Genomic DNA, 24539 nt, shown 5'->3' on the forward strand with positions numbered 1-24539 from the left:
CCGCCGTCGCCCAGCACTTCGGAGTCTGGCCGACCACCATCTCCAGACTCGAACGAGGACTCAGCAGGGACGACGACCTCGCCCACGCCTACCGCGACTGGCTCCAAGCCGCTTGACAGCAATAGGAGCATCAACGGGCTGCGGCGGAGGCGTTCGGCCAGGGGCGGTCGCGCGTCCGGCCCCGGACTCCGGCGCCGAGACGGGCGGGTCCGAGGCCTTTCACGGAGGCGGTCAGGCGCGCTTGCGGGCCAGTTCGTCGTAGAAGTCCAGCAGCGAGAGGTCGTCGATGGAGCCGGGGTTGACGGCCTTCTCCAGAGGGGTGCCCTGGAGGAGGCGCTTGACCGGGACCTCGATGCGCTTGCCGGTGAGGGTGTGCGGGATGCCGGGGACGGCGATGACCTCGTCGGGGACGTGGCGCGGCGAGAGCTGTTCGCGGATGGCCTGCTTGATGCGGTTCAGGAGCGCCTCGTCGAGGACGGCGCCCGGTACCAGGTGCACGAAGAGCGGCATCCAGTAGCCCCCGTCGGGCTGCTCGATGCCGATGACGAGGGACTCCTTGATTTCGGGCAGCCGTTCGACCACTTCGTAGATGTCGGCCGAGCCCATGCGTACGCCCTGCCGGTTGAGGGTGGAGTCGGAGCGGCCGTGGATGATCACTGATCCGCGCGAGGTGAGCGTGATCCAGTCGCCGTGCCGCCAGACGCCCGGGTAGGTGTCGAAGTAGCTGTCGTGGTAGCGGCTGCCGTCGGGGTCGTTCCAGAAGTGGATCGGCATGGACGGCATGGGGTTGGTGACGACCAGCTCGCCCACCTCGTCGACGAGGGGTTTGCCGCTCGGGTCCCAGGACCGCAGGTCGGTGCCCAGGCCGGGCGCCTGGAGTTCGCCGGTGTACACGGGCAGAGTCGGTACGGCTCCCGCGAAGCAGGAGCAGACGTCCGTGCCACCGCTGACTGAGGCGATCCACAGGTCGTCACGGACCTCGTCGTGCAGCCAGCGGAACCCGTCCGGCGGCAGCGGCGAGCCGGTGGTGGCGACGCACTGGACGCGGGAGAGGTCGAAGTCGTGGGACGGGTGCACGCCCGCTTTGCGGCAGGCCATGACGTAGGCGGCGGAGGTGCCGTAGAGGGTGGCTCCGGTGCGCTCGGCGACGCGCCACTGGGCGCCGGTGTCCGGGTAGCCGGGGCTGCCGTCGTACAGGACGATCGTCGTGCCGGTGAGCAGGCCGGAGACGAGGAAGTTCCACATCATCCAGCCGGTCGAGGTGTACCAGAAGAAGCGGTCCTCGGGGCCGAGGTCGCAGTGCAGGCCGAGCTGTTTGAGGTGCTCCACCAGGATGCCGCCCTGGGACTGCACGATGGCCTTGGGCAGGCCGGTGGTCCCGGAGGAGTACAGGACCCACAGCGGATGGCCGAACGGCACCTGTTCGAAGACCGGCTCGGTGTCGGCGGCCGTCAGTGCCGACCACTCCAGGGCGCCCTCGGGTGCTTCGGTGCCGAGGAGCGGGATGTGGACGACGGCGCGCAGGGTGGGCAGCTCCCGGCGCAGTTCGGCGACGGTCTCGCGGCGGTCGTGCTCCTTGCCGCCGTAGCGGTAGCCGTCGACGGTGAACAGGACGACGGGTTCGACCTGCTGGAAGCGGTCGAGGACGCTGCGGGCGCCGAAGTCGGGGGCGCAGGAGGTCCACACGGCGCCCACGGCGGCCGTGGCCAGGAGGGCGACCACGGCTTCGGGGATGTTCGGGAGGTATCCGCTGACCCGGTCACCGGGGCGGACGCCGAGGGCGCGGAGTTCGGCGGCGAGGGAGCCGACCTGGCGGCGCAACTCGGTCCAGGTCACCGGGAGCGGTTCATGGGTCTCGTCGACGTACAGGAGCGCCGGCTCGTCGGGGCGTGCGGCCGCGGCGCGCAGGGCGTGCTCGGCGTAGTTGAGGGTGGCTCCGGGGAACCACTCGGCGCCGGGCATCGAGCGGTCGCCGAGCACGCGCGTGCAGGGGTTCGAGAATCTGACGTCGAACCAGTCGGTGACGGCTTTCCAGAACGTCTCCAGCTGCTCCACGGACCACTGGTGCAGTGCGGGATAGCCGCCTTCGGCCGGGGCGCCGTGGTGTTCGGCGGCCCATGCCTGGAACTCGGTGATGCGTGCCTGGGCGATCCGCTCGGGATCGGGCTGCCAGAGCGGCTGGGGGTTCGCTGTCGACATGGGGCGGCTCCCGGGCTGTGCGCGTCGTGTGCGTCGGTCCGCGCACGGGCTGGGGTGTGCGCGTGACGCGGCTGACAGGGACGATGCCATGTGATCGACTTCTGCACCAGGGTGGGCCCCACACAGTCCGTGTCGTGAAGATGTGGCCCGGGCACGGGTGAACGGCAGTTGAACGACACGCGCGCGTAGGGCCGTCAGTGGCAGGGTGAGCAGCATGGACGGTCGTGACCTGGTGCGTTCGGTGAGTGTTGGCGGTTCGGGGCGGGCGGCTCAGGGGTTGCGTACGGTGCGGGCGGCGTGGCGCAGACGGCGGATCGACGCCGCCGGCCTGCCTGCGCGAGGGGCCGAGCGGGCGCGGGTCCCGGGGCGGGTGCGGGACGCGGAGCCGGGGCCGGGGGGCGGTCTGATCCGGTTCAGCCGGTCCGAGCTGCGGATCACCGTGGCGGTGAGCGGGGCCGTGTTCTGGGGCTGGGACGGGGCGGGGCCGGAGCCGTCGTACGCGCTCGCCGGGGCGTGTCCGGAGCCCGATCCGCGAGCCGTGCTGGAGCCGGACAAGGACGGCGGCTGGCGGGTGGTGGCCGAGCGGGTGACGGTCGTCGTCTCACGGCACGGGGCGCTGCAGGTGTGCACTCCGGGTGGTGTGGTGCTGCGGCGGGAGATGCCGCCGCGGTGGTGGGAGCCGGCCGGCGGGGGCGCGGCGCGTTGGATGCAGCGGTCCGAGGTGGCGGCGGACGCCCGGTTCTTCGGTCTGGGCGGGCGCGCGGGCGGCCCGCGGCTGCGCGACGGGACCTACCGGCTGTGGAACACCGATCCGGGCCGTGCGTTCGGCCCGGGGGACGATCCGCTGTACGTGACCATGCCGGTGCAGTTGGTGGTCGCGGACGCCGCGAGCCATCTGATGTTCCACGACACCACGTGGGACGGCACGGTGAGCCTGCGGGAGGGCGAGGAGGGTGCCGGGTCCGGACACGACCGACCGGGTCGCTGTGAGCTGCGCATGGACGGGGGGCCGCTGCGCTGCTGGGTGATGGTGGGCACGCCCGCGCGCGTGCTGCTCACCTGGGCGTCGCTGACCGGGGCGCCCGCGCTGCCGCCCGCTTGGGCGCTCGGCCACCAGCACGCGCGGTGGGGCTTCGGCGGTGAACAGGAGGTGCGCCGGATCGTCGCGGGATACCGGGAGCGCGATCTGCCGCTGGACGCCGTGCACCTGGACATCGACCACTACGACGGCCACCAGGTGTTCACCGTCGACCAGGAGCGGTTCCCGAAGCTGCCGGTGCTCGCGGAGGAGTTGCGCCGGGACGGTGTCAGGCTGGTGTCGATCGTCGACCCTGCGGTGAAGGCCGTGCCGGGCGATGCCGTGTACGACAGCGGTTCGGCCCTGGACGCGTTCGTGCGGGACGGTGCGGGGCGGACGGTCCGGGGCGAGGTGTGGGCCGGCGACTCGGTCTTCCCGGACTTCACGCACGCGGGGGTGCGCAAGTGGTGGGGCGGGCTGTACGAGGAGCGGCTGGGGCAGGGCTTCGCGGGTTTCTGGCACGACATGAACGAGCCGACGTCGTTCAGCGCCTTCGGTGAGACGACGCTGCCGCGTTCGGCGCGCCACGCCGTCGAGGGACGCGGTGGCGACCATCGCGAGGCGCACAACGTGTACGCCCTCTGCATGGCCAGAGCGGGCTACGAGGGGCTGCGCGAACTGTCGCCCAAGGAGCGGCCGTTCCTGTTCTCCCGGTCCGGCTGGGCCGGCATGCAGCGCTACGGCGGCACCTGGTCCGGGGACGTGGCGACGGGCTGGCCGGGGCTGCGGGCCTCGCTGTCGCTGGTGCTGGGGCTGGGTCTGTGCGGGGTGCCCTACTCGGGGCCGGACGTGGGCGGCTTCGACGGCAGTCCGTCGCCGGAGCTTTATCTGCGCTGGTTCCAGCTCGGCGCGTACCTGCCACTGTTCCGGACGCACGCCGGTCTGCGGGCGGGGCGCAGGGAGCCGTGGGAGTTCGGTGCCGATGTGCTGGCGCACGCGCGCGTGGCACTGCTCGAACGCCGGCGTCTGCTGCCGTACTTCGTGACGCTGGCGCACCTGGCGCGGCGCACCGGCGCACCCTATGTGCGGCCGCTGTGGTGGGGGGCGCCCGAGGACCGCGCGCTGCGCGGCTGTGAGGACGCGTTCCTGCTCGGGGACCAGTTGCTGGTGGCGCCGGTTCTCGATCCCGGTACCGGGCGGCGTGCGGTGCTGCTGCCGCGGGGCCGCTGGTACGACACGGTGACGGAGGAGGTGTACGAAGGGCCGGGGCGGGTCTTTCTGGACGCGCCGCTGTCGCGGATCCCGGTGCTCGCGCGCGCGGGAGCGGTCGTTCCCGTCCGGGGCGAGGACGGCGGACTGGAACTGGAGGTGTGGGCGCCCGCCCGGGGGCGGGCCGGGGGCGGGCTGGTCGTCCAGGACGCGGGGGACGGCTGGGACGACCCGGAGATCGAGCGGTATGCGGCCCGCCGGCAGGGCCGGCGGGTGGTGGTGACGTGGGAGCGGGAGGACGGCGCGGCGGAGCCGCCCCACCCGGTGCGGGTACGGGGACTCGGCTGAGCGGGCGGCTCAGATGTAGCGGCCCTCGAACCAGCCCCGTACGGCGAGGGTGTGCAGCGGGAAGGCGAGTTCCTCGGGTCGGCGCAGCAGGTGCCAGCCCTCTGTCTCGTCCGTGGCGCCGGACGGCGGGAGTCCTTCGGCAGGACGTTCGGGCAGGAGTCCGAACAGCAGCAGGTGCCCGTCGGGAGAACTCATGGCGTCCACGAGACGGACCTCACGGGCGGCGGCCTCGATGCCCGTCTCCTCCTTGAGCTCGCGCACGACGGCCTGTTTCCAGTCCTCCCGGTCGTCGATGTAGCCACCGGGCAGAGCCGTGCCTCCGCGCGCCGGGGCGACGGTCCGGGTGATGACGACCAGGGCCGTGCCGCTGGTGTCGTAGACGGGCTGAAGCGCGACGGCGACCGGGAGCGGGTTGCGGTAGGCGACGGCGCCGCAGGAGGGGCAGGTGCGCGGCCAGCCCGTCACGCCCTCTCCGTAGGGCGCTCCGCAGCTGGAACAGTGGGATCCAGGCGCGGAGTTGGCGGTTGAATGCTGATTTTCGGACCCGCGCGGACTGTATCCGATCAGAGGAAGGACTTCTTCCGGCACTGACGAACAGGGTGCCGACGTGCGGCGAGGGAGCCCGGCCGGGACGTCACGGGGTGTGCCCCCACCGGGCGCCCCTCCACGCTCCGTGATCACCCGGGAATGCTGCGTGAACGTCTCATGAACTGGGCCTGGGCGCATTCCGGCGGCGCCATCATGCTCCCGTGCACTCCTGGACGGATACTCTCCGCTTCGCCTTCCAGCCGGTGGTCAATCTGAGGACAGGCGCGGTCACCGCACTGGAGGTGCTCGCCCGCCCGGAGACCGGCGACGTCCTGGCCGAGGCCCGCCGGGACCCCGAACTCGACGGCAGGCTGGCCGTGCTGGCGTTCCGCGCGGCGTCCCGCAAGGAGACGCTGCTGCCGCTGCACCTCAATGTGTTCGCCGCGACCCTGGCCGACCTCGGCGGTCTCGCCCGCCTGCATGACGCCGTCCGCGCGGTGGGGCGGATGCCCTGGGAGGTGACCCTCGACATCGTGCCGCCCTGCACCCATGTGCCGCAGCGGGCGCTGCTGGAAGCGGTGGGCGCGCTGCGTGAGCAGGGGTTCCGGATCAGCGCGGACGGCATCGGGGACGGGGACGTGCCTCTGCGGCTGCTCACCGACCTCTCCCCCGACCTGGTCAAGCTGGATGCCTCGCTGCTGGCCCGGCCGGCCGCCGTGCGGGCGATGCGGACACTGTGCGAGCAACTGGGCGCCCTGGTGGCCGTCGAGGGCGTGGAGACCGAACTGCAGTGCGCGGCCGCGCTGTCGGCCGGTGCACAGCTCGCCCAGGGCGAGTTGTTCGCGCCGCCAGCCCGTATTCCGGCGGCGGGCGTGTACGTTCCACCCCACTCCCCCACGGCCCTCACCCAGCCCCGGCCGGGCCCGCCGGTACGGGAGTTCGTGCGCCCCGCCGCCGTTCTGCCGGTGACCGCCTCGGCAGGGCAGGTCCGGGCACTGCTGACCGGTTCACCGGAGGTTTCCGGGGTGCTGCTCGTGGACCAGGCCGGGGTGCCCGTCCGTTCGGTACACCGGTCGCGCTTCCTGCTGTCGATGTCCGGCCGGTACGGGCACGCCCTGTACGCGGACCGGCCGGCGCACAAGCTGAGCGACGCGCCGCGCGCGGTCGGTGTGGACGCCACCGCCTGGGAGGTGCTGGACGTCGTGGCGATCGGCGGCAGCGACCGCACCTCGGACGATGTGGCCGTCGTCGACCACCGGGGCCGGTGCGTGGGCGTGGTACGGCTCGCGGACCTCGTTCGGGCTCTGGCCGAGACGCGGGTGGAGGAGGCCGCGGGCCTGAACCCGCTGACCCGGCTGCCCGGTTCGGACGCGATCACGGGTGAGGTGGACCGGCGTATCGCCGAGGGGCGGGCGTTCGCGCTCAGCTGGCTGGACATCGACCACTTCAAGCAGGTCAACGACGGTGCCGGTTTCGCGGCGGGCGACGAGCTGATCCGCTCGGTGGGCCGGGCACTGCAGGAGGCCGCGGCGGGGCACGCGCGCGTGGGCCACATCGGCGGGGACGACTTCCTGGTGCTGTCCGAGGAGGAGGCGCTCGAGCCGCTGGCCACCGCCGTGCTCGACGCTCTCTGGTCGGCAGGCGGCCGCCTGGTCACGCTGTCCCTCTCGACCGTGGTGTGCCCGCCCGGGAGCGTGTTCGACCATCGGCAGGCCGCCGCGTATCTCGCCCCGCTGAAGAAGGCCGCGAAGGCCCTGGCCGGTACGAGTTGGGTGCTCTCGCGCGCGGGACTGCCCGGACAGGAGATCCGGCGCGGCCGTGGGGCGGCATCGGCCCGGGCGGGCTGCGCGTCGGCCGAGCCGCTCGGGTGAACCACCCGGCCGTACACGGCGGTTCGAGCCCCCACCTGCGGGAAGGGGGCGGTGGGAGTCCGCGCCCGGCCAACCGCTGTCATCGTTGCCGTCGGCGACCTTGACGGCCTCCCGGTGCCGGTGAACACTTCCCGGTGTCAGCCGACATCGCCGTACATTCATGGCGTATTCAGGCACTGCGCCACGGGTCTTTTGCCTGCCCATCGGCCTGCCTCTGAGGGCGATACGGCTGCGACGGCACGCTCGTCACGGACGCCGGGCGGGGCGCGGGGCCCTCCCTGCCTTCGGCTGAAGTCGCCAAAGGAACCGTTCCTGCACGGAGGGCCGGGGGTGTTCGCCCCAGGCCGGCGTCAAGGGAGCCGCCATGAGCAACGGAGACATATTCGTCGGCGAAGTCATCGGTACCGCGATCCTGATCCTGTTCGGTGCCGGTGTCTGCGCCGCCGTCACCCTCAGATACTCCAAGGCCCGCGCCGCCGGTTGGGTGGTAATCGCGTTCGGCTGGGGATTCGGCGTGCTCGCGGGCGCCTACACCGCCGCGCCCCTGTCCGGCGGGCACCTCAATCCCGCGGTCACCATCGGCATCGCCGTGGACACCGGCAAGTGGGACAAGGTCTGGGTCTATCTGCTGGGCCAGATCGTCGGCGCGATGCTCGGTGCCGTCCTCGCCTACCTGGTGTATCTCGCGCAGTTCCAGGCCAATGTCCGCAAGGAGGGCACGACGGAGGGAACCGCCGACGAACCGGTGCCGACACTGGGCATCTTCTCGACCATCCCGGAGATCAGGAATCCGGTCGCCAACCTCGTCACAGAGATCATCGCGACGATGTCGCTCGTGCTGCCCGTCCTCGCCTTCGGGCTCACCAAGGGACTCGGCGAGTCCGGCACGACGGTGCTGATCGTCTCGCTGCTCGTCGTCGGTATCGGGCTGTCCCTCGGCGGCCCCACCGGCTACGCCATCAACCCGGCCCGCGACCTCGGCCCGCGCATCGTGCACACGTTCCTGCCGATCCCGAACAAGGGCACGTCCGACTGGGGTTACTCCTGGATTCCGGTCGTCGGCCCGCTGATCGGCGGCGCGCTCGCGGGCCTCGTCTACAACATCGCCTTCTGACCGGGCGACCCGAGCGCGTACCGCGCGGACCCGGCCACGAAGGCCCGATCCAGCGACCCGACCCAGCGACCCAGGGACAGCCAATGACGGACACCGCCGAGAAGTACGTCGCCGCCATCGACCAGGGCACCACGTCCAGCCGCTGCATCATCTTCGACCACGGTGGCGCGATCGTCGCCGTGGACCAGCGCGAGCACCGCCAGATCTTCCCCAAGCCGGGCTGGGTGGAGCACGACGCCACCGAGATCTGGTCCAAGGTGCAGGCCGTGGTGGCCGGGGCGCTGGCCAAGGCCGGGCTGCGCGCCGACCGGCTCAGCGCGCTCGGCATCACCAACCAGCGGGAGACCACGGTCCTGTGGGACCGCGCCACGGGCAAGCCCGTGCACAACGCGATCGTCTGGCAGGACACCCGTACCGCCGCCCTCTGCCGTGAACTGGGCGGCACCGACGGGCAGGACCGCTTCCGGGAACCGACCGGGCTCCCGCTGGCCAGCTACTTCTCCGGCCCGAAGGCGGCCTGGCTGCTGGACAACGTGCCCGGTCTCAGGGAGCGCGCCGAGCGCGGTGAGATCGCCTTCGGCACCATCGACTCGTGGCTGATCTGGAACCTCACCGGCGGCCCGGACGGCGGCCGGCACGTCACCGACGTCACGAACGCCGGCCGCACCATGCTGATGAACCTCAACACGCTCCAGTGGGACCCGGCCATCCTCTCCGCGATGAACGTGCCCGAGGCGGTCCTGCCGGAGATCAGGTCGTCCGCCGAGGTGTACGGCACCGCCGTCGGACCGCTCGCCGGAGTCCCCGTGGCCTCGGCGCTCGGCGACCAGCAGGCGGCCGTGTTCGGGCAGGCCTGCTACGACGTCGGCACCGCGAAGAACACCTACGGCACCGGCAGCTTCCTGCTTCTCAACACCGGCGACCGGCCGGTGGCGTCCAAGAGCGGCCTGCTGACGACGATGGGCTACAAGATCGGCGGGGAGGCGCCGGTGTACTGCCTGGAGGGGTCCATAGCGATAACGGGCGCGCTGGTCCAGTGGTTCCGCGACCAGCTCGGCATCATCCGCGACGCCGACGAGATCGAGACGCTGGCGGCGAGCGTCGCGGACAACGGCGGCGCCTACATCGTGCCCGCCTTCTCCGGACTGTTCGCGCCCTACTGGCGCTCCGACGCGCGCGGCGTCGTCACCGGCCTGACCCGGTACGTCACCAAGGCGCACCTCGCGCGCGCGGTGCTGGAGGCGACAAGCTGGCAGACGCGGGAGGTCGTGGACGCCATGTACCAGGACTCCGGGGTACGGATCACGACCCTGAAGGTCGATGGCGGCATGACGAAGAACAACCTGCTCATGCAGCACCAGGCCGATGTGCTCGGGGTTCCGGTGATCCGGCCGCGGGTGTCCGAGACCACCTGCCTGGGAGCCGCTTACGCGGCCGGTCTGGCGACGGGCGTGTGGAACGACCTCGACGAGCTGAAGTCGCACTGGCAACGGGACGCCGAGTGGACTCCCGCGATGGAGGCGCCGGTTCGCGACCGTGAGTACCGCAACTGGCGCAGGGCGGTGGAGAAGAGCTTCGGCTGGCTGGAGGAGGACGACGTGTAGGGGCGAGGGCACCCGGCACGCGCGCGTGTGAGATGCGTGAATCGCTCACGCGCGCGGCGGGTGTCCGCGGGGACCGCGGCCCGTACCCCTGTCGGCGGGGGTACGGGCCGTGCCGCGGGCCGGGGGGATCAGGTGGTGAGGGCCCGGCGACGGTCGGCCGCGTACTCCATGGCGTGCTGGACGACGCCGATGAGCACCTCCTTCACGGACTCACGGTCACGTGCGTCGCACAGCACGACCGGCACTCCCTCGTCCAGGTCGAGGGCCTGCCGTACGGATTCCGCGGGGTAACGGTCCGCCCCTTCGAAGCAGTTGACGCCGACGACGAAGGGGATCGAGCGCCGTTCGAAGTAGTCGACGGCGGCGAAGCAGTCCTCCAGGCGGCGCGTGTCCGCGAGGACCACGGCACCGAGCGCGCCCTCGGACAGCTCGTCCCACATGAACCAGAAGCGTTCCTGCCCGGGTGTCCCGAACAGGTAGAGCACGAGGTCCTCACGCAGGGTGATACGGCCGAAGTCCATGGCCACGGTGGTCGTGTGCTTCCCCTCCACGCCGCTGGTGTCGTCGACCGGACGCCCGGCCTCGGTGAGCAGTTCCTCGGTACGCAGCGGCCTGATCTCGCTGACCGCGCCGACAAGGGTCGTCTTGCCCACGCCGAAGCCGCCGGCCACCAGGATCTTGAGTGTGACGGGCTCGACCGGGGGCTTGCCGCGTTCAGAACGCCCGAAGATCATCCGTCTCTTCTCCTGCTTGATCGTGTTCGGGTGACGGTCGGCCGTAGCCGCCGCCACCGGGGGTTTCGATGACGAGAACGTCGCCGGGACCCACGTCCGCCGAGCCGCTCCCGCCGAGATCGGTGACCGTGCCGTCGGCCCGTTCCACCCGGTTGGCGCCGAGCGCGCCGGGTTCTCCGCCGGCCATGCCGTACGGGGGCACGCGGCGGTGCTGCGAGAGCGTGGAGACGGTCATGGGTTCCAGGAAGCGGATCCGGCGTACGGCACCGTCGCCGCCGCGCCGGCGCCCCGGACCGCCGCTGCCCCGCCGGACGGTGAACTCCTCGAGCCGGACGGGGAGCCGCCACTCCAGCACTTCCGGGTCGGTGAGCCGCGAGTTGGTCATGTGGGTCTGCACGACGTCGGCGCCGGGGAAGCCGTCGCCGGCGCCGGATCCGGAGGCGACGGTCTCGTAGTACTGGTGGCGTTCGTTGCCGAAGGTGACGTTGTTCATGGTCCCGGAGCCCTCGGCCTGCACACCGAGCGCGGCGTAAAGGGCACCGGTGACGGCCTGGGACGTCTCCACGTTGCCCGCGACGACGGCGGCGGGCGGCTCGGGGGCGAGCATCGAGCCGGGCGGTACGACGATGTCCAGCGGGCGCAGACAGCCGTCGTTGAGCGGGATCTCGTCGGCGACCAGGGTGCGGAAGACGTACAGGACGGCCGCGTCGACCACCGAGGAGGGGGCGTTGAAGTTGGTGGCGAGCTGGGCGGAGGTGCCGGTGAAATCGATGGTCGCGCGCCGCTCGGCGCGGTCGACGCCCACACGGACGCGGATGACGGCGCCGGAGTCCGTCTCGTAGGCGTACTCCCCGTCCTCCAGGACGTCGATGACCCGGCGGACCGCCTCCTCCGCGTTGTCCTGGACGTGCCGCATGTAGGCCTGGACGACGTCGAGGCCGAACTCCTCGATCATGCGCCGGACCTCGTCGACGCCCTTGCGGTTGGCGGCGATCTGCGCGCGCAGGTCGGCGAGGTTGGTGCGGACGTTGCGGGAGGGATGGGGAGCCTCGGCGAGGAGACGGCGGGTCTCCTCCTCGCGCAAACGGCCGTCCTGGGCGAGCAGCCAGTTGTCGAAGAGGACGCCCTCCTCGTCGATGGTCCGGCTGTGCGCGGGCATGGAGCCCGGGGCGATGCCGCCGATCTCGGCGTGGTGGCCGCGGGAGGCGACGTAGAAGAGGATCTCCGGCTCACTCCGCGTGACCGTGGCGCCCTCGGTGTCGAAGACCGGGGTGATCACGGTGACGTCGGGCAGGTGGGTGCCGCCGTGGTAGGGGTCGTTGACGGCGTAGGTGTCGCCGGGGCGCATCGAGGTGCCGCGGCGGCGGATGACCTCCTTGACGCTGGTGCCCATGGAGCCCAGGTGGACGGGGATGTGGGGCGCGTTGGCCACCAGGTTCCCGAGGGGGTCGAACAGGGCGCAGGAGAAGTCCAGCCGCTCTTTGATGTTGACGGACTGGGCCGTGGACTCCAGCCGGGCGCCCATCTGTTCGGCGATCGACATGAAGAGGTTGTTGAAGACCTCGAGCAGAACGGGGTCGACTTTCGTGTCGAGTTCGGAACTCTCCGTAATCGCCGTGCGTTCCATGACCAGATGCCCGTCGATTCCGGCCGCGGCCCGCCAGCCGTCGTCGACGACGGTCGTCGCGCCGGACTCGGTGATGATCGCGGGTCCGGTGACGGTCTCGCCGGGAGGAAGGGCCTCCCGGCGGTGGAGGGGTACGTCGTGCCAGGCGCCGCCGGTGTGCAGCCGGACGGTCCGCGGCGCGGCGCGGTGGCCCTCGTAAGGGGCGAGGGCGGAGAGATCGGGGGGTGCGGTGATGCCGGTGGCTTCGACGGAGAGCGCTTCGACGACGATCGGGCGGTCCAGGGTGAAGGAGTACGTGGCGCGATGACGTTCTTCGAAGGCGTGCGTCATGGTGCCGGGCTCGGTCAGCTCGACGGTGAGGGCGGTGTCGGTGCCGTCGTAGCGGAGCTGGGCGCGGCGGGTGACCTCGATGCGGTCCTCCGGGACGTCCTCGGCGCGCAGTTCGGCGCGGGCGGCACCCTCCAGGGCGTCGGCCGTCTCGCGGACGCCTGGCATCGAGGCGGCTTCCAGAGGGGCCTCGACGGACTGTTCGCGCATGGCCGTGGTGTCGGCGAGACCGATGCCGAGCGCGGAGAGCACACCGGCCATGGGGGGTACGAGGACGGTGCGGATGCCCAGGGAGTCGGCCACCCGGCACGCGTGCTGGCCGCCCGCTCCCCCGAAGGTGGTCAGGGCGTAGCGGGTGACGTCGTGGCCCTTCTGCACGGAGATCCGTTTCACGGCGTTGGCGATGTTGGCGACGGCGATCCGCAGGTAGCCCTCGGCGACCTGCTCGGGCGTGCGGTCGTCGCCGGTCCGCTCGCGGATCTCGTGTGCGAGGGCGGTGAAGCGGTCGCGGACGACGACGGTGTCCAGGGGCCGGTCGCCGTCCGGGCCGAACACGGCGGGGAAGTGGGCGGGAGGGATGCGGCCGAGCATCACGTTGGCGTCGGTGACGGTGAGCGGGCCGCCGGCGCGGTAGCAGGCGGGTCCGGGGGCGGCGCCGGCCGAGTCGGGGCCGACGCGGTAGCGGGAGCCGTCGAAGTGGAGCACGGAGCCGCCGCCGGCGGCGACGGTGTGGATGTCGAGCATGGGGGCGCGCAGCCGGACGCCGGCGATCTGGCTGGTGAAGACGCGTTCGTACGCGCCGGCGAAGTGCGAGACGTCGGTGGAGGTGCCGCCCATGTCGAAGCCGATGACGCGGTCGAAGCCGGCCCGCTGCGACATGCGGGCCATGCCCACGATGCCGCCGGCCGGTCCGGAGAGGACGGCGTCCTTGCCGCGGAACTGTCCGGCCTCGGTGAGCCCGCCGTTGGACTGCATGAACATCAGCCGTACACCGTGCAGTTCGTCGGCGACGTGCCGTACGTAGCGGCGCAGCACCGGGGACAGGTAGGCGTCGACGACGGCGGTGTCACCGCGCGGGACGAGCTTCATCAGCGGGCTGGTCTCGCTGGACAGCGAGACCTGCGGGAATCCGGTGCGCGCGGCGAGGTCTCCGATGGCGCGTTCGTGGGCCGGGTGCAGATGGCTGTGCAGGCAGACGACGGCCACCGCGCGGATTCCGTCGTCGTAGGCCTGCCGGAGGGGTCCCGCGAGCGCGTCGAGGTCGGGGGCGCGCAGCACGGTTCCGTCGGCGGCGATGCGTTCGTCGGCCTCGACGACCCGCTCGTACAGCAGCCCGGGCAGCCGGATGTGGCGGGCGAAGATGGCGGGGCGGTTCTGGTAGGCGATGCGAAGGGCGTCGCGGAAACCGCGGGTGATCACCAGCAGGGTGCGCTCGCCCTTGCGTTCCAGCAGTGCGTTGGTGGCGACGGTGGTGCCCATGCGCACGGCGTCGACGGGCTCCGGGGAGTCGCGCAGCAGTTCACGGACGCCCGCGACCGCCGCGTCGGCGTACCGGTCGGGGTTGTCGGACAGCAGCTTGTGCGTAAGCAACCGGCCGTCCGGACGGCGCGCGACGATGTCGGTGAAGGTGCCGCCTCGGTCGACCCAGAACTGCCAGCCAGTCACGTCGTCGCTCCGCTTCCGCGCCGGTCACAGCGCCCGGAGGCCGTTGATCACGTCACGCAGAATACTCTCGTCAGGCAGCTCGGCCGGGGGCACCGGACGCGTCACATGGATGAGTTCCGCCTGCACGAGGTCCCCGATCAGGACGCGCACGACGCCGATGGGCAGGTTCAGTTCCGCGGCGATCTCGGCGACGGACTGCGGTGCCTCGGCGCAGAGCCCGACGATCTCCACGTGCTCGGGAGCGAGCGTCGGGTCCGTCTCCGGGTCCTGCGCGCCCGGCTCGGTGACGACCACCGCGATCAGATCGAGGCGGTGCTGGCCCGCACTCGTGGTGCGGCCGCGCGTCATGGCGTACGGGCGGACGACCGGTCCGGCCTCGTCGTCGAACCAGTGGCTGCTTCCCTGACCGTCTCCGCTCATGTCATCCCACTACCCGCCTGCGGGCAGATCGGTGCGCGGTGCGGTGATCAGATGCACGCCGACCCGCTTGACCAGCAGTGTCATCTCGTAGGCGACCTGCCCGACGTCGGAATCTGCGTCGGAGAGGACAGCGAGGCAGCTGCCGTCCCCGGCGGCGGTGACGAACAGGAAGGCGTCGTCGAGTTCGACCACGGTCTGGCGGACGCTGCCCGCCTCGAAGTGGCGGCCCACGCCCTTGGCGAGGCTGTGGAAGCCGGAGGCGACCGCGGCCAGGTGTTCGCTGTCCTCCCGGGTCAGGTCCTTGGACACCCCCGTGGGCAGGCCGTCGCCGGAGAGCACGACGGCCTTGCGGATGCTGGCGACCCGGTCGACGAGGTCGTCGAGGAGCCAGTTCAGCTCGCCCTTGTTCGGCTCCGTGTGGCCGGTGGCCTTCGGTGCGGTCATCGACCGTCCCCCTTAGTCGTTCCTTGTGCTGTGCCGTTGCGTGTGTCGTCGCCCGAGGCGTTCTCCTCACGGCCGCGCTGCCAGCCGCGCTGCAGCGAGGCCATCCGGTCGCGGACCTCGTCGGCGTCGCGGTCGGCCTGCTCCCCGGCGCGCTCGGGGCGCCGTACGGGTTCCTGCTTCAGCTGCGGGGCCAGACTGGCCTGCCGTACGCGCCGGGGCAGCGGCCCGGCGCCGGACGCGGGCTCGGGGGCCGGACCGTCCGCGGCCGGGGTGCCCTCGCCGGCGCCACGGCCGGAAGCGGTCTGCGGAGACCGGGCCCGCCGGGGCAGCGCCGGGATCTCGGGGGTCTGTTCCGCGCCGTCGCCCGGGGGAACCATGGGCTCGTCCGCGCGCCCGGGCGCAGCAGGCGTCCGCCGGGCCGCCGTGCCGCGCCGGCGGGCGGGCAGCGGGGCCGGTCCCACGGTGTCGGTGCGGCGCGGGCCGGGCGCGGGCTGGTCGTCCGGGGCGCCGCGTCGGGCGCGCTGTTCGACGACGGGCCGGCCGTGCGAGCTGACCAACTTGGGCGTCTGGCGCCGCGGCAGCGGTACGGGGCCGGGGGTGCGGCCGGGGTCCGGGCTGTCGGCGACCCGCGGGGGGACCGGCTGATGCGGCTCGTCGGACAGTGCGATCCGCCGCTCGTCGGCCTGGTCGCGGGTGCGGCGGGAGCGGAACAGGCCGCCGCGCTCGCTCTCCTCGTCCGTCAGCGCACCTGGGAAGTCACCGATGGCGTCCAGGTCCACCGGCGCCTCCAGCTCGACCGGCCCGTCCAGCACGGAGGTCGGCAGGCCGGGGAGCTGTGCGGGAGCCTTGGGCCAGGCGGGGCGGAGGCCCACGGCCTGTCCGGTCTCCTTCGCCGGCCGGTCGCGGTCGAGGCGGAAGCCGATGCCGTTGGTGTCCGGGACGTCGTCGGACAGCAGCAGGTCGGGGATGAAGACGACGGCGGTGGTGCCGCCGTAGGGGGACGGTTGCAGGGAGACCCGGACGTTCTGGCGCTGGGCCAGGCGGCTGACCACGAACAGGCCGAGCCGGTCGGTGTCCGAGAGCTCGAACTCGGGTGTCTCGGCGAGCCGGAGGTTGGCGTCCAGCAGGGCCTCGGCGGTCATGCCGAGACCCCGGTCGTGGATCTCCAGGGTGAAGCCGTTGGCGACCCGTTCGCCGAGGACCTGGACGGCGGTGTGCGGCGGCGAGAAGACCGTGGCGTTTTCGAGGAGTTCGGCCACCAGGTGCGTGACGTCGGCGACGGCCGGCCCGGTGACGGCGACCCGCGGCAGGCGCCGGACCTCGATGCGCTCGTAGTCCTCCACCTCGGCGACCGCGGCCCGGACGATGTCCATGAGCTGGACGGGGCGGCGCCACTGCCGCGAGGGTGCCGCGCCGGAGAGGATCACCAGGCCCTCGGCGTGCCGGCGCATACGGGTGGTGAGGTGGTCCAGCCGGAAGAGGTCGGCGAGTTCGTCGGTGTCCTCGGTCCTGCGCTCCATGGTGTCGAGCAGGGTGAGCTGCTTGTGCAGCAGGACCTGGCTGCGGCGGGCGAGGTTGACGAACACCTCGGAGACACCGGCTCGCAGTTCGGCCTGTTTCACCGCGGCCTCGACGGCGGCGCGCTGGAGGGTGTTGAGGGCCTGACCGACCTCACCGATCTCGTTCTTGTCGTACTCCAGCCGTGGCACCTCGGTCTCCACGTCGACCTGCTCACCGGCGGAGAGGCGGCGCATCACGCTGGGCAGCCGCACGCCGGACGCCTCGTGCGCCTCCAGGCGCAGCTTGCGCAGGTCCCGCACGAGGCTGCGGCCGACGCGCACGGACAGGACGACGGACAGGAGGAGGGCGACCAGGCCGAGGACGCCCGCGACGGCCGCCTGCACGATGACGCCGACAGCGACGGGCCGCATCCGGTCCTGATAACGGTCGCCGGCCTGGTCGTCGAGGGTGCCGAGTTCATCGAGGACGCTCGCCGCGGTGGAGTCCCAGCTCCGGGCGGTGACGCCGCGCGGGGTTCCGGGACCGGTGCCTGTGACGGACTGCTCGGCCGCCAGCAGCGGGGCGGTGGTGGCGTTCTCCCAGAAGCGCTCGTACCGGTCGCGTTCCGCGGCGGGGAGCAGCGGCAGGCTGATGTCGTAGAGCAGGTCGCGCTGGGCGACGAGGTCGGAGATGTCGCGGGTCTCGTCGCGGGAGACCTTGCCCACCACCAGCGCGGAGCCGAGCAGCGCGTCCTCGCGGGAGAGGAGTTCGCGGGCGCGGGTGAGGTTGACGAGGGCCCGGGCCTGCTCGTTCATCTCGACGCTGTCGATTCCGTCGAGGGAGGCCAGCAAGGTATAGCAGGGGTCGATGAGACGGTTGTAGCGGTCGAAGGCCTGGGCACGGCTGACCGTGCGCGCCTCGACGCCGCGGCGCAGGGAGTCGAGGCCGTCGAAGGCGTCCAGGACCGTGGTCAGACGCTCGCTGTCGTCCCCGTCCATGCCGTCGAGGACATCACGGTTCCGGGCGTGCTCGCGGATCTCGGTGAGGAAGCGGTCGGTCGCGGTGCGGGTGCGGTGGAGGGCCGAGAGGGCGTCGGCCGCACGCGGGTCGGCGAGGTAGACGAGGGTCTGGCGGCGTTCCTGCTGCAGGCCGCGAGCGGCGTCCTCGGCGGGATAGCCGATGTCCTGCACGATGTCGGACACGCTGAACAGCCGGGTGACCGCACGACCCGTGAGTACCGTGGCGAAGCCCCAGATGGCGGTCAGGGACACCAGCGGCACGAGAAGCAGCGCCACGATCTTCCGGCGGATCGACTTCCCGCGAAAGCGCATGGCCTCCCCCAGCTCGACCCCCGCCGGTCGGGGGTACACATGTGCGTCAACAAACGGCGCGAGCCTACTACCGCCGCACAGATAACTCGAAGACGCGTGTGGCGTGCGAAGTTCCGCGCCAGCGCCGAGAGATGGCGAGTTGTCAGGGCATTGCGGGACTTTGCGCCCGGGGTACGGGGGCGCGCGACTCAAGCGGCCGAAGCAGTACGGACACTTGGTTGGCTGGATTTTTTCGCCGATGGGAATCTTCGCGGCTCGTCACTCGTCTTTCCTCATGGGAAATGGGGGCGGAATCGGACGCAGGAGCCGCATCCCGCATCCCGGCGGCGTAAAAGTGCGCAAGCCGGGCAGCCACTGGGAGTCGGCGTCTTCGGACATCGGGGCAAGGGGCCTGCCGGCGGTGGGGAGTGACACGGTGATGGGCACGGCGGAGCGGGGCGGAGCGACCGTGGAGAGCGTGGCGGAGCGCTCGTCGGTGCGGCGGCACCTGGAAGCGCCGGATCGCGACATTCCGGAGCATGAGCGCGCCGGGGAGTCCACTGGCGAATTCCGGCAGCGGGAGCGGCAGTTGTGGGTCGAGGAGCCCGCGCGGCGGCGCCGGATGCCCGACCCGGTGCGTACGGCGGCGGTGCGGGCGGTCCTGATCGCCTCCGTGACGCTGATCCAGGCCATGGTGGCGTTCCTGTGCACGATGGCCGGGTCATGGCTGGCCTTCCCGATGGTGATCAGCAGTGTGGTCAGCACGATCGTCGCCACCTGGGGCGTGGCCGACGTCTGGGTGACCCGTCAGGTGTGGAACCAGCGGTACGGCGTCGTCTCCGAGCCGAGCAGCACTGCCCGGGCGCTGCGCCGTGAGCGCCGGGGCCGTCGGCGTCAGGAGCGGGCCACCCTTCGGGAGCAGGCGCGGATACGCCGGCGGGGCGGCACCGGGCAACTGTCCCACTCCTGACGGAGCAGGCCGGACGGGAGGGCCGGCGGGGCCGGCCCTCAGCCGGGCCCCGCACGCGCGATCAGGGGTTCGCTGAGGCCGGTCGTTTGAACATGCGGGTCGCCGTGATCTCGCTGTGCACCGCCTCTCCGGCCTGCGGCTGCTGCGGCAGACCGGGCCGGAGGTGCTCCTCGACGCTGATGTACTTCAGGCCCGCCCTGAGGTCGGCGTCGTTGCGGAGCCGGATGACGAGCGGGAACTCGGCCAGCGCGGTCGTGTCGAACAGGCCTGTGGTGTACAGCAGTTGCACACCCAGCGCGTCGGACACCGCCCGCTGGAGTTCCAGCAGGTAGGTGGCGTTCGCGCGGCCGATCGGATTGTCGAGGAACAGCGTTCCCGCGTGCCGGTGCTTGTCACGGCCCCGGTCGTTGGAGCGCAGAGCGGCCATCGTGCAGTACAGGGCGATGGCGGCCGTGAGCAGCTGTCCGCCGGAGAACACGTCGCCCATCTGGCCGACGGGAACGCGTTCGGCGCGCAGCACGGCGTCCGGCTTGAGGATTTCCACGGCCACGCCCTTCGGCTGCAGCGCGGCCGCGACTCCGCGCAGCAGCAGCGACATGCCGTCGCGCCGCAGGTCGGAGTTCTTCTTAACGGCAGCGCGCGTGGCCTCGTCGATGACCTCGCCGAGCCGTTCGGTGAGCGTCGCCTGGTCGGGCTCCTCGAAACGGATGCGCAGGAACTCCTGCCCGGACCACTCACCGAGCCCTTCCGGGAGACGGGAGAGCCGCTGGGCGGAACGCAGGGTGGCGAGGGCGGACTCGACCAGCCCCCGGAGCCGGTCGACGATCGAGTCCCGGTTGCGCTCCAACTGGGCCAGTTCGTCGGTGAGGACCCGCAGGCGGGGCGCGAAGGCGGCCGCCCACTTCTGGGCGTGCTCGGGCAGCGCGGAGGCGGGCAGCTCACGGATCTGCTGCCGGGCGGGGGTGCGTACCTGCTCGTACCGCGTGGAGTTGGCGTGCCGTACGAGCACGTCGCTCGCCTCGCGCACGGCCGCCTCGGCGGCGGACAGGTCGGCGGCGCAGCCGCGCAGGGAGCGGCGGGCCTCGGCGGCCGAGTGCCGGGCCTCCTCCAGAGTGCCGGCGTAGGGCTCCGGTTCCTCCTGCTCCTCGTCGGTGGTGTGCTCACGCAGCAGGTCGCGCAGCATGGCGGCGATCTCGTCGAAGCCGCCGGCGGCGTCCTCGGCGGCCCGGTGGGCCTCCAGCAGCTCGGCGTGCGCGTCCCGGGCCTCGGCCAGCGCCTCGGTGCGGGCGGCGACTTCGGCCGTGGCGGTGCGCAGCAGGGCCTGGGCGTGCTCGGCGTCGCGCGGGGTGAGTTCCCCGAACAGCTCGGTGTGCGCCTCGCCGTCCTCGGGGGCGTGTCGTTCGGCCTCGCCGCGCAGCCGGCCGAGCTGCTCGCTCGCGGTGGACATACGGGTCTCCAGGAGCTGCACCAGCTCCTCCGCGCGCGCGGCGGCCGCCTGCCGGGAGGGGCCGTCGGAGCCGTCCGGTGACTGGAGCAGCTGCTCGGCGCGGGTGCGGACCTTGTTGCTGAGGCGGTCGAGTTCGGCGCGGGCGGCGCTCTCGTCGCTCTCCGCGCGGGCCTGCTCGGCCCGCAGGTCGGCGCCGACGCCGACCTTCTCGTACACCTGGGAGGCGGCTCGGTAGGCCTCGCGCAGGGCGGGCAGGGAGGCCTTCGGCGCGTCGGCGTCCGCCGCCGGCAGGTCGTCGGGGGCGCCCGCGGTCTCGGAGCGCTCGGCGCGCAGCGCACGCGCGGTGCGGCGGGCGTCGTCGGCGGCCCGCTGGGCGGCGCGGCGGTCCTCGTCTGCGGCGCGGGCGCGTTCCAGGCAGGCCTGGGCGCGGGCCTCCGACTCGGCGGCCTCGTCGGCGAGTTCGCGGAGCCTGACCTGCCAGCCGGCGCGCTCGCGCAGCCGGAAGGCGAGTCCGGCGAGGGCGTCGGCGGCGCGCCTGGCCCGCTGCGCGGCCTCCTGCCGCTCGTCGCGGACCTGCGTGGCCTCGGCGGCGGTCTCGTCGGCCTCCGCGCGCACGGTGCGTGCCTCGGCGAGTTCGGCCTCGCTCTCCTCGGCGAACGCGCGCGCCTCCTGGGCCGTCTCGCCCAGCTCGGTGAGCCGTCCGGCCGGACAGCCGGTGCGCCAGGAGGCGAGGCGGGCCGCCAGCTCGCGGTCCCGGCCGAGCCGGGCGGCGAGCACGCGGATCTCCTCGTCGCGCTCGGCGGCCCGCGCGCGCAGGGCCTGCCGCTCCTCGTCCGCCGCGTGCTCGTCGTGCATGGCGGGGTTGGGCGGCACCAGGAAGACGTCGCCGGGGGCGGTGCCGGGCGCCGGGGTCGGAGCCAGCAGGGCCGCTGCCGTGCCGACCGCCACGGCGGAGCGGGGCAGCAGGGCGGCGTCGCCGAGCGCCTCGCGGGCACGCGCGTGCGTGTCCGGGTCGGTGATGATCACACCGTCGACCAGTTCCGGGCGGGCGGCGAGCACGCGCGCGTGGTCGGCGGGGTCGACGGCCTGCGCGAGGTAGCGCCATCCGGGCAGCGCGGGGATTCCGTGCTCGCCGAGGAACTCGACGGTGGCCAGCACGTCGGGTCCGGGCGGCAGCAACCCGCCGTCGCCCAGGGCACCGAGGATGCGGGCGTCGTCGGCGGCGGCCGTGCGCAGGTCGAACAGGTGCCGTTCGGCGGTCGCCACGGCGTTGTCGAGGAGTTCGCGCAACTCGTCGGCGAAACGGTCGAGTTCCTCGGGACCCAACGGCCCCTCGGCGCGCGAACGGGTGGCTGCCGCCGGGTCGTCCGCCCGCATCGGCGGGTCGGCGGCCCCGCTCCTGGGCGCCGGCACCCCGGGCCGGGCCGCCCCGGCCGCGGCCGGCAGGCTCAGCAGCTCGGCGAGCCGGTCCTCGGCGGCCAGGGTCTCGGCGAGGCGCCGCTCGGCGTCGTGTGCGCGCTCGGCCGCGGTCGCGGCGTCCGCCGCGCGGGCCGCCGTCAGCTCGGCGCGCGCCTCGGCGGAGGCCGCCTCGCGGGCGTGCTCGGTGGCCTTACGGGCGGCCTCACGGGCCGCGTCCCAGGCGGCGACGGCGGTCTTCTCGGCGTCGCTCGCGGCGAGCGCGGCGCGGGCCGGGTCGGCGTCCGGCGCGCTGTCGTCGAGCCAGCCCGCGCGCACCGCCTCGGCCGTCTCCTGCTCGACCTCGGTGAGGCGCTGGCGCAGGTGCCCGGCCTCGCTGCGGGCGCGCTGGCTTTCGGTGGCGGCGGCGGTGGAGTCGCGGTAGCCGCTCTCACCGGCCTCCTGGAGGGCCGCCGAGCGCTCATCCCCCTCGTTGGCGAGGGTTTCGGCGCTCTCGGCGGCCGCGTGCAGGGCCCTTACGAGATCCACAGCGGCCTTGGCGCGGGCGGCGAGCGCGGGGGCCGCGTCCCGCTCGGCCTCCTGGATGGCGGCGGACACGCGCGTGACCCGGTCGGCGGCGGCGCGGTGCCGCAGCACGGCCTCGGCGGCCTGCCAGGCGGAGTGCAGGGTGCGTGCGTCGGCCAGCTCGCGCTTCTGCGCTGCGGCGGCCTTCTCGGCGGCGGCGAGCGCCAGGGACGCGTGCTGGTAGGCGAGTTCGGCGGCGATGAGCGAGCTGCGCTCGCGCGCCCCCTCGGAGTGCGTGACGGCGTAGGCGGCGGCGGTGACGCGCTGCGCGAGGTCGGCGGCGCGCACCCGCTCCCGCACGGCCCGCGCGGACAGCCGCCGGGCCAGGGTGCGGGTGCGGCGTTCGGCGCCGGAGTGGACGTCACGCGCGCGGGAGCGCGTCTCGGCGGCCTCGACGATCCGCCCGAGCAGGTCGACGGAGCCCGCGGTGAAGTCCCGCTCCGCGATCAGCTCGGCCCGGCGGCCGAGTTTGTTGCCGAAGCCGCTGACCAGGTCGGCGAGGCCGTCGGTGTCGCGGGTGTCGGTGACCGCGCGCAGCAGCAGGTCGGTGAAGTCGGAGTCCTTCTTGACCGCGAAGAGTCCCGCCGCCTCGCCCTCGTCGGCGTTCATCTCCCGCTGGTAGCGGAAGAGTTCGGGGTCGAGGCCGAGGTCGCCGAGGTGCTCGATCCAGCGGTCGTGGATCTCCTCCCAGTGCACCTCGAGATGGGGGTAGGCCTTGCCGGCCTCGGTGAGGGCGTCGCGGAAGCCCTTCATGGTGCGGCGGCGGCCCTGGGCGCCCGAGCTGCCCTCGCTGTGCGGCCGTACGGCGGTGGACTCGGCGACGGGCAGGTTGTCCAGGCTGAGGCCGGGGCCGGGCCGGAAGGAGTACCAGGCCTCGGCGAACTTCCGGGGATCGCTGGAGACCTGGCGGCCGCGCCACTCGCTGACCTTGCCGACGACGACGCACTCGCCGGTCTGCACGTGCTGCCACTCCAGCGCCACGTGCCCGCAGTCGTCGGCGAGCAGGAACTTGCGCAGCACGCCGGAGCTGGCGCCGCCGAGGGTGTTGCGGTGTCCGGGCAGCATCACCGAGAAGATCAGCTTGAGCAGGACGGACTTGCCGCCGCCGTTCTCCAGGAACAGCACGCCCGCGGGCGCGGGCCGACGCGGCGGGCCGGACGGCTCCTCCGCGAAGAACTCCGCCTGCCTGGGCGCGGGGTCGGGCACGGGCCCGCCCACGCCCCGCAGGTCGAGCACGGTGTCGGCGTAGCGCGCACCGGCCGGCCCGATGGAGTAGAGGCGGACCCGGGACAGCTCGTACATGGCGGACTCTCGTAAGTCTGGTCAGGAATGCGGTGGATCAGGAGTGGAACGGCAGCCCGGCGTCGGCCACCAGCTCCAGGTCGTCGGTGTCCTCTGCGGCGAGCAGACTGGCCGAGCCGTCGGTGACCGGGACGACGCCCAGCTCCAGCAGCTCGGCCATCGCGGCGCCGCCGGCCAGGTCGCGGACCTGGAGCTGGTAGCGCGCGGTGGTGCGGTAGGTGCCGCCGTGGTCGTCCCCGGTGCGCTGCAGGAAGCCGGAGTCGGTGAGGAAGGCCGCGGCCTTGGCGACGATGCCCGTGGTCGAGGCGGCCGGCCGGCGCGCGTCCTTGGTGGCACCGGTCGCGCTGCGCCGGGCCCAGATCCGCCAGGCGGCCTCGAGGCCGGGCGCGTCGGTGGCCGGGTCGGTGTTCTCGCCGCGTTCCTCGGCCCGTTCCTCCAGCCGGCGGCATGCCTGCCGTACGAAGGCGTCGACGCCGTTGACGGTGATCCGGCCGATGTAGGAGTCGTCGGCCAGGTCCTCCGGGCGCGGGAACGCCAGCGCGGCGACGGCCAGGTGGGCCAGCCCGTGCAGGAAGCGGTCCCCGGAGTCGGCGGCGGTGCGACGCGCGTAGTCGCCCATGCGGACGGCGAACACCGAGTCCTCGGCGGCCGTCACGGCCATCCCCGCGCGCGGGGACACCTCGAGCACGATCAGGCCGAGGCCGGCGGCGACGGCGTCCGCGAGCCGCGCGAACGCCGGTTCCTCGCGGTAGCGGCGCAGCAGATCGGTGTACTCCTGGTCGCGTGCGGGCTGCAGTTTGGGCTGCAGCCCGAAGGCGACGAGCCGCGCCGCGTCGGCGGCGTCGGCGGGGGTGACGGCGGCGGACGCCGACGGGGCCGGGGCCTCCGTGTCACTCCACTCGACGTGCTCGGTCACGGTCTT

Annotated in this window: 14 protein-coding genes; 5 read left to right on the forward strand and 9 right to left on the reverse strand. The window is 72.9% G+C overall.

The annotated features are described in order from the left end of the window. Positions 1–231 precede the first annotated feature (231 nt). The gene (locus AB0924_RS02535) at positions 232–2199 is read right to left on the reverse strand and encodes an acetoacetate--CoA ligase (protein WP_366910489.1); all 1968 of its coding nucleotides are present in this window, start codon (positions 2197–2199) and stop codon (positions 232–234) included. 214 nt (positions 2200–2413) lie between these two features. On the opposite strand from AB0924_RS02535, the gene AB0924_RS02540 reads away from it, so the two are divergent. Beyond that, positions 2414–4774 (forward strand): glycoside hydrolase family 31 protein, encoded by a 2361-nt coding sequence (locus tag AB0924_RS02540; protein ID WP_358937377.1) that lies wholly within the window; start codon positions 2414–2416, stop codon positions 4772–4774. A 9-nt stretch (positions 4775–4783) separates the two neighbouring features. Here the strand turns inward: AB0924_RS02540 and AB0924_RS02545 are convergent, their stop codons facing one another. Continuing rightward, positions 4784–5338 (reverse strand): NUDIX domain-containing protein, encoded by a 555-nt coding sequence (locus AB0924_RS02545; RefSeq protein ID WP_366910637.1) that lies wholly within the window; start codon positions 5336–5338, stop codon positions 4784–4786. A 185-nt stretch (positions 5339–5523) separates the two neighbouring features. On the opposite strand from AB0924_RS02545, the gene AB0924_RS02550 reads away from it, so the two are divergent. From AB0924_RS02550 to glpK, 3 genes are all read left to right on the forward strand, one after another. Then, entirely contained in the window at positions 5524–7173 is a 1650-nt protein-coding gene (locus tag AB0924_RS02550; protein WP_358937381.1) for a GGDEF domain-containing protein, read from the forward strand. Between the two features lie 364 nt (positions 7174–7537). Next, positions 7538–8287 (forward strand): MIP/aquaporin family protein, encoded by a 750-nt coding sequence (locus AB0924_RS02555; RefSeq protein WP_358937383.1) that lies wholly within the window; start codon positions 7538–7540, stop codon positions 8285–8287. An 83-nt stretch (positions 8288–8370) separates the two neighbouring features. Then, the gene (gene glpK, locus AB0924_RS02560; protein WP_358937385.1) at positions 8371–9891 is read left to right on the forward strand and encodes a glycerol kinase GlpK; all 1521 of its coding nucleotides are present in this window, start codon (positions 8371–8373) and stop codon (positions 9889–9891) included. A 128-nt stretch (positions 9892–10019) separates the two neighbouring features. Here the strand turns inward: glpK and AB0924_RS02565 are convergent, their stop codons facing one another. From AB0924_RS02565 to AB0924_RS02585, 5 genes are read right to left on the reverse strand one after another with little or no spacing between them, the layout of a single operon-like run. Continuing rightward, the gene (locus AB0924_RS02565) at positions 10020–10625 is read right to left on the reverse strand and encodes an ATP/GTP-binding protein (RefSeq protein ID WP_358937387.1); all 606 of its coding nucleotides are present in this window, start codon (positions 10623–10625) and stop codon (positions 10020–10022) included. Further along, on the reverse strand, positions 10606–14244 hold the full coding sequence (locus tag AB0924_RS02570) for a hydantoinase B/oxoprolinase family protein (RefSeq protein ID WP_358937389.1): 3639 nt from the start codon (positions 14242–14244) through the stop codon (positions 10606–10608). The genes AB0924_RS02565 and AB0924_RS02570 overlap by 20 nt, the downstream gene beginning before the upstream one ends. 24 nt (positions 14245–14268) lie before the next feature. Beyond that, on the reverse strand, positions 14269–14664 hold the full coding sequence (locus AB0924_RS02575) for a DUF742 domain-containing protein (RefSeq protein WP_358937391.1): 396 nt from the start codon (positions 14662–14664) through the stop codon (positions 14269–14271). A 9-nt stretch (positions 14665–14673) separates the two neighbouring features. Beyond that, on the reverse strand, positions 14674–15108 hold the full coding sequence (locus AB0924_RS02580) for a roadblock/LC7 domain-containing protein (protein WP_358937393.1): 435 nt from the start codon (positions 15106–15108) through the stop codon (positions 14674–14676). After that, positions 15105–17939 (reverse strand): nitrate- and nitrite sensing domain-containing protein, encoded by a 2835-nt coding sequence (locus AB0924_RS02585; protein ID WP_366910490.1) that lies wholly within the window; start codon positions 17937–17939, stop codon positions 15105–15107. Before AB0924_RS02585 ends, AB0924_RS02580 begins: the two co-directional genes overlap by 4 nt. A 418-nt stretch (positions 17940–18357) precedes the next feature. Between AB0924_RS02585 and AB0924_RS02590 the strand changes: the two genes are divergently transcribed. Continuing rightward, on the forward strand, positions 18358–18888 hold the full coding sequence (locus AB0924_RS02590; protein WP_358937502.1) for a hypothetical protein: 531 nt from the start codon (positions 18358–18360) through the stop codon (positions 18886–18888). A 61-nt stretch (positions 18889–18949) separates the two neighbouring features. Here the strand turns inward: AB0924_RS02590 and AB0924_RS02595 are convergent, their stop codons facing one another. Then, positions 18950–23617, reverse strand: a complete 4668-nt coding sequence (locus AB0924_RS02595) for a hypothetical protein (protein WP_366910491.1) — start codon at positions 23615–23617, stop codon at positions 18950–18952. A 37-nt stretch (positions 23618–23654) separates the two neighbouring features. After that, positions 23655–24533, reverse strand: a complete 879-nt coding sequence (locus tag AB0924_RS02600) for a hypothetical protein (RefSeq protein ID WP_358937399.1) — start codon at positions 24531–24533, stop codon at positions 23655–23657. Positions 24534–24539: the final 6 nt, after the last annotated feature.

This window comes from Streptomyces sp. NPDC047869, assembly GCF_040704065.1.
Classification (GTDB): domain Bacteria; phylum Actinomycetota; class Actinomycetes; order Streptomycetales; family Streptomycetaceae; genus Streptomyces.

Coding starts and splice junctions, on each gene's coding strand:
- AB0924_RS02535 (WP_366910489.1), bottom strand. CDS start 2,199: ATGTCGACAGCGAACCCCCAGCCGCTCTGGCAGCCCGATCCCGAGCGG.
- AB0924_RS02540 (WP_358937377.1), top strand. CDS start 2,414: ATGGACGGTCGTGACCTGGTGCGTTCGGTGAGTGTTGGCGGTTCGGGG.
- AB0924_RS02555 (WP_358937383.1), top strand. CDS start 7,538: ATGAGCAACGGAGACATATTCGTCGGCGAAGTCATCGGTACCGCGATC.
- glpK (WP_358937385.1), top strand. CDS start 8,371: ATGACGGACACCGCCGAGAAGTACGTCGCCGCCATCGACCAGGGCACC.
- AB0924_RS02565 (WP_358937387.1), bottom strand. CDS start 10,625: ATGATCTTCGGGCGTTCTGAACGCGGCAAGCCCCCGGTCGAGCCCGTC.
- AB0924_RS02575 (WP_358937391.1), bottom strand. CDS start 14,664: ATGAGCGGAGACGGTCAGGGAAGCAGCCACTGGTTCGACGACGAGGCC.
- AB0924_RS02580 (WP_358937393.1), bottom strand. CDS start 15,108: ATGACCGCACCGAAGGCCACCGGCCACACGGAGCCGAACAAGGGCGAG.
- AB0924_RS02585 (WP_366910490.1), bottom strand. CDS start 17,939: ATGCGCTTTCGCGGGAAGTCGATCCGCCGGAAGATCGTGGCGCTGCTT.
- AB0924_RS02590 (WP_358937502.1), top strand. CDS start 18,358: ATGGGCACGGCGGAGCGGGGCGGAGCGACCGTGGAGAGCGTGGCGGAG.
- AB0924_RS02595 (WP_366910491.1), bottom strand. CDS start 23,617: ATGTACGAGCTGTCCCGGGTCCGCCTCTACTCCATCGGGCCGGCCGGT.